This is a genomic window from Candidatus Protofrankia californiensis, from assembly GCF_900634765.1.
GTDB lineage: Bacteria > Actinomycetota > Actinomycetes > Frankiales > Frankiaceae > Protofrankia > Protofrankia californiensis.
Genome location: NZ_CAAAFT010000057.1, coordinates 3,265 through 8,438 on the forward strand (window position 1 = coordinate 3,265; position 5,174 = coordinate 8,438).

Consider the following 5,174-nt stretch of genomic DNA (forward strand, 5'->3'; position numbering starts at 1 on the left):
CCGATCATCGCTCGGTTGGTCGGTGGTCGGTGGTCGGTGGTCGTTCTGCGGTCGGCACGGGACCGCGGGACGCTGCGGGGCATCAGGGTCACTTGACGGATGTGAGCCGGCGCTCGGCGGAGCTGAGCAGGTCGGACACTTCCCGACTGAGATAACCGATGGTGCCACGTCCGATCTGCCGGCGGCGCAGGATGCCGGCTGCGACGAGCTCTTCGGCCGCCGCCCAGGCCGCCTGCGGCGGGACGTCCAGCAAGCGCGCCGCGCTTACCTCCGTGATCACCGGGGATTCGGACAAGGCGGCCAGCAGCCGGTCGGACACCGACGGTTCCCATGGCCTGTTCCGTGGCGCAGTTGTCCGGTTGCGAAAAGCCGATAGCCGGACGTCCCAGGAGCGGCGCAGTTCAGCCAGCTCCGCGGTGAACGTGCGGGCCTCCTCGACGGCAACGACCACGGCGTCCAGAAAGAAGGTGAGCCACTGGTTCAGCGCTGTGCGGGCAACCATGCTGTTCGGCGGGCCTTCATGGCAGAAGGCGGTCAGCGCTCTCACGTATTCGCGCGGCCGGGTCATGAAGACGAGGCTGACCGGGAGCACGGCCCGGCCGAGGAGCCCTCGCCGCGCCAGAACAGTATGGATAAGCGTGCGCCCGACACGCCCGTTGCCGTCGTCGAACGGTTGGATCGTCTCGAACTGCGCGTGGACGAGCCCGGCCTGGATCAAGGGAGGGTGCGGGCCCTCGGACGCGTACGTGGCAAGGTCGGCCATCAACCTCCCCACAGCGGATGCGGGCGGCGGTATGAAAGCGGCGTCGAGCGGGTTCCACTCGCTTCCCCCCAGCCAGGTCTGCACGGTTCGCGGGCCGGTGCTGCGATGGCCCGGCAGCAGGGTGCGCTGCAGGCTGACGATGCCGTCCACGGTGATCGTCCCGGCCCGGGCGACATCGGTGACCGCCTGGCGGAGCGCGGTGATGTTGCGGGCGACCCTGCGGGCGCCGGTGCTGAAACCTTCGACGACGGTGTCGGGGCCGGCTCCGACAGCGAACTCGGCAAGGGCGACCTGCTGCGGGGCGACCCGGATCCCTTCCATCCGGGACGACCCGATGGCCTCCGAGCGGAGCAGGAAGCCGGCTACCCGGTCCAGGCCCACCGCGGCCGTAGCACTTAGCGAACGGATGCCGGCTTCGATGGCCATGGCCCGTGAGACGAGATCTTCCTGGAGTACCGGCGGGTAGGAGGCAAGAAGGTCGGGGCAGTAGGGGCGGTACACGCCCACGCGGCGTCCACGCAGCGGCGCGGCCGGATCCGGGGACCAGAGCTGTTCCCCGTATCGACCCATCGCCGGATTCCTTTGTTCCTTTGTTTTCAGCATGCCAAGACCAGCAGAGTGCAAGACCAGCAGAGCGTATGGATTGTCGGAACTCCTGACCTCACGATCGTGCTGGCCGGCTCCGGCCCAGGAGCTGTAGAAGCCCGATGGCGGTTGCGCTGAGTGTGGCGGCGACGAGCACGTCCCGGGGCAGCAGGTCGGCGGACTCCCGCTGGATGCGCCCGTGGAAGCGGTCGAAGCGGCGCGGCCACGGGCTGCGCCCGACGAAGTAGATTCCGATCTTGTCGGTGTCGGGAAGGCAGGCCCCGCTCATGCCTGCGAGGAGCGCAAGCCTGCGTCCTGGGGGCGCCGCCGCGGTCAGGATGCCCATCGCGGCCAGTCCTGCCACGCCGTCCCGTCGGGCTACGGGAATCCAGCCCAGGCCCGGACCGGTTCCCCAGTGCGGCACCATGTCCATGGCGAGGTGGGAGGCGAATCCGGCGGCAAATGCGGGAAGCGGCCGGCGCAGTGCTGTGCCGATCAGCGCTCCGGCACCCACGTGCGCACTAATAATCATCAGTCGTATGCTCCTGACCTTCATGGGATCCATGGCAGTTTCCGGTGGTCACGTTGCCCGGTCAGAACAACGTATGCACCAGTCGAGTGTGTCTGGCGGTGTCCGTGCGCCGAAGAGGGTCACACCGTTGCGTCCCGCTACCATCCCGTCCGGGGAGCTGGCCTGTGGGACGTGGGTTTCCGCAGGATCCGGCTTTACGGACATCCCGGAGCGGCTTTGTCTAGACGACGACGCGGCGGCCTTCGAAGGCGCGGCCGAGGGTGACCTCGTCCGCCCATTCCAGATCCCCGCCCATGGGCAGGCCGCTGGCCAGACGGGTGACCTTCAGACCCATGGGAGCGATCTGGCGAGCCAGATATGAAGCGGTGACCTCACCCTCGGTATTCGGGTCGGTCGCGAGAATCAGTTCGGTCACTGTTCCGTCGGCGAGTCGGGCGATCAGTTCCCGGATGTGCAGATCGTCAGGGCCGACCCCGCCTATCGGATTGATCGCCCCGCCGAGGACGTGGTAACGCCCGCGGAACTCCCGCGTCCGCTCGACGGCGACGACGTCCTTCGGCTCCTCGACGACACAGATCTGTGCCGGATCACGACGGTGATCGGAGCAGATCCGGCACAGTTCCGCCTGCGCGACGTTGAAGCACGTCCGGCAGAAGCGGACCTTGTCCTTGATCTCATTCAGCGTGGTCGCCAGTCGCCGTACATCCACGGGATCAGCGGAAAGCAGGTGGAAGGCGATCCGTTGTGCGCTTTTCGGGCCGATACCGGGCAGCCGGCCGAGTTCGTCGATCAGATCTTGGACGATCCCCTCGTACATCGTCACCGACCTGTCTCAGAGTCCGCTGTTCCGGTGGTCGCCATTCTGCTGATTATTCTTTTGGCGGGTATGGCCGGCAGGTGTTCGCCCGCTTGAGAGCTGCCCATCCCGCGCATGTCATCCCAGGCCGGGGGCTGCTGGCCCCGGGCCGAACCCGCCCGGCAAACCTGCCGGGCCACCGCCGAGTCCGCCAGGACCACCAATGCCACCAGGACCGCCGATACCGCCGAGCCCACCGAGGACATCGCCGAACCCGCCGGTAACCTGACCCATCCGTTCGGAGGCAAGCTTGCGCGCATTGTCAGCGGCGTCCCGGACCGCCGCGAGGACGAGGTCGGCGAGCGTTTCGGTGTCGGCCGGATCCACCGCGGCGGGGTCGATGGCGAGATCGACCAGTTCACCCCCACCGGTGACCGTGGCCTTCACCAGACCTCCTCCGGCGGTGCCGTCGACCCTGGCATCGGCAAGTTCCTGCTGGGCGGTCAGCAACTCGGCCTGCATCCGCTGGGCCTGCTGAAGAAGCTGGCCGATGTTCGGCCCGGCGCCCGGCGGTATCTGCGGATTCGGCATGCCACGAGCCTACGTCCGGGCTCCGGCGCTACCGCCCTGCCGGCCACTTGGTGCCCTGCCGGCAACTTCGCACGCACTCGATGTGCACTCGTCGACCATGCGGCCTCGGCGTCCTGTGGATGTCACTTTGTGGGCTGTTCGATGATGGTGGCGCCGAGACCGGCCCGCAGCAGTGCCATCGCCGCATCCTCGCCCGACAGCGACCCGAGGACCTGGGCCTCCGGCAGCGCGAAAGGAACATGATCGCGCTGCCTTTGGCTCTCTGGTGACGAATCGGAATGCCCGGATGTGTCGTCGTCCGGGGACGGCTCGTCATCGACCTCGCCATAGCTGGCTGCCGGGCCGGCTGGCGGTGGCGCCGAGGCCGTCACCAGAACCGTGGGTGACACGCGTGGCATGTTTGTGTTGCTGTGAGTGGTCGTACCAGCGTGCGCGACGCTGCGTGGATGCCGTCGTTCAGCCGGTGCGGCAGCGTCTGGATCCGGCCGTGGGGCTGCCTGCGCCTGTGGTGCCTGCTCCGAGATCAGGGACGCCGACGGGTTGTCCGGAGGCCGGACGGCCGCCTGTCGCTCAGGTGATGCCGCCTGGCGCTGCGGCGACGTTGTCGTCGCAGGCAGCGCCACAGCGGGTACGGCGTGGGTGGCAGCGCCGGACGCTGTCGATGAGCCAGAACCGCCGGGACCGGGTCCCGCGCCCGGGCTCGGATCGCTCGACCAGCTGGATCCACCGAAACCGCCGGACGGACCAGCGTTGCTGGAGGAGGCTGTTCCACCGGGTGGACCACTCGGCGGTCCGCCGGCCGCTCCGATGGTGACCCGCCAGGTTCCGCCGGCGACCTCGGTCAGCGCGGCGCACAGGACGTCCACGTTGCTGCCCTGCCCGAACATCCGGGCGATTGTCGGCACCGAGAAGGCCAGGATGACCTCGTCGCCACGGACGTCCGCGACCGATGCATATTCCTGCAGCAGAGCATGTGTGGCAGCTTTGCGTGACCGGGCCGCACGCAGCACGTCGCCCCAGATTGCTCGCAGTCCTCCCGCGTCGAAACCGCCGCCCGGGCCGCCTGGCCGTGCTGCGGGGGGAGCGGGAGGGCAGGAGACGGGTCCGGGCTCGGGCGGCGGCTGTATCCGGGTCGAGGGAGCTCGGCTGGCCGTGCCGGGCGCTGGCGCCGGAGCGGTCGCGGCGGGCTCGTGCGGGGCCTGGACCGACGCAGCCGGACCTGGTGTGGCGGCCGGAGCCGCCGTGCCGGCCGGGGCCCTCGGCTGCGTGCCCGTGGCCGTACCGGCGACACCCGTAGTCGTACCCGCAGCCGTGACCGGGGTGGTGGTGCCGGTCGTCCCCCCCTGACGTTCCAACCGCTCGATGCGGACCAGTAGCGCTGACGGGTCGGATCCCGCGGCGGGCAGCAGCGCGCGTGCCAGCATCAGCTCGAGCAGGAGCCGTGGGCTGGTCGTTCCGCGCATCTCGACCAGGCCGGTGTGCACGACATCGGCGGCACGGGAAAGCTCGGCCTGGCCCATCCGTGCGCACTGGCCACGCATCCGTTCGAGCTGGTCGACCGAGTAGGTCTCCAACAGTCCCTTGTCGGGGGCGTCCGGGACGGCCGCAAGCACGATCAGATCCCGTAGGCGTTCGAGCAGGTCCATGGCAAAGCGGCGCGGATCGTGCCCGGAGGAGACGACCTTGTCGATGACGGTGAAGGCGGTGGCACCGTCACGCGCGGCCAGGGCGTCGACCGCCTCGTCCAGCAGGACGCCGTCGGTCATGCCGAGCAGTGCGACCGCCCGGTCGTAGCGCAGGCCGTCCGGGCCGGCCCCGGCAAGCAGCTGGTCGAGAACGGACAGTGAGTCACGTACCGACCCGGCGCCAGCCCGCACGACCAGCGGTAACACCGCCGGGTCGACATC

At 69.2% G+C, this 5,174-nt stretch carries 5 protein-coding genes; all 5 read right to left on the bottom strand.

The genetic code is table 11. The annotated features are described in order from the left end of the window. Positions 1–88 precede the first annotated feature (88 nt). A complete protein-coding gene (locus DD1DGNOD_RS03125; RefSeq protein WP_131765142.1) occupies positions 89–1,333 on the bottom strand; it encodes a Fic family protein in 1,245 nt (414 codons plus the stop codon). A 91-nt stretch (positions 1,334–1,424) separates the two neighbouring features. Further along, positions 1,425–1,880 (bottom strand): hypothetical protein, encoded by a 456-nt coding sequence (locus tag DD1DGNOD_RS03130; RefSeq protein WP_131765143.1) that lies wholly within the window; start codon positions 1,878–1,880, stop codon positions 1,425–1,427. Between the two features lie 220 nt (positions 1,881–2,100). After that, a complete protein-coding gene (recR, locus tag DD1DGNOD_RS03135) occupies positions 2,101–2,697 on the bottom strand; it encodes a recombination mediator RecR (protein WP_131765207.1) in 597 nt (198 codons plus the stop codon). Between the two features lie 117 nt (positions 2,698–2,814). Then, positions 2,815–3,267 carry a YbaB/EbfC family nucleoid-associated protein gene (locus DD1DGNOD_RS03140; protein WP_131765144.1) on the bottom strand — a complete coding sequence of 151 codons (453 nt, stop codon included), beginning with the start codon at positions 3,265–3,267 and terminating at the stop codon, positions 2,815–2,817. 122 nt (positions 3,268–3,389) lie between these two features. Further along, positions 3,390–5,174: DNA polymerase III subunit gamma and tau (locus DD1DGNOD_RS03145; protein ID WP_131769400.1), on the bottom strand; the 1,785-nt coding region annotated here is incomplete at its 5' end.

What these genes read in the sequence shown, in the direction of transcription:
- DD1DGNOD_RS03125 (WP_131765142.1), bottom strand. Translation starts at nt 1,333, where the DNA reads ATGGGTCGATACGGGGAACAGCTCTGGTCCCCGGATCCGGCCGCGCCG.
- DD1DGNOD_RS03130 (WP_131765143.1), bottom strand. Translation starts at nt 1,880, where the DNA reads ATGATTATTAGTGCGCACGTGGGTGCCGGAGCGCTGATCGGCACAGCA.
- recR (WP_131765207.1), bottom strand. Translation starts at nt 2,697, where the DNA reads ATGTACGAGGGGATCGTCCAAGATCTGATCGACGAACTCGGCCGGCTG.
- DD1DGNOD_RS03140 (WP_131765144.1), bottom strand. Translation starts at nt 3,267, where the DNA reads ATGCCGAATCCGCAGATACCGCCGGGCGCCGGGCCGAACATCGGCCAG.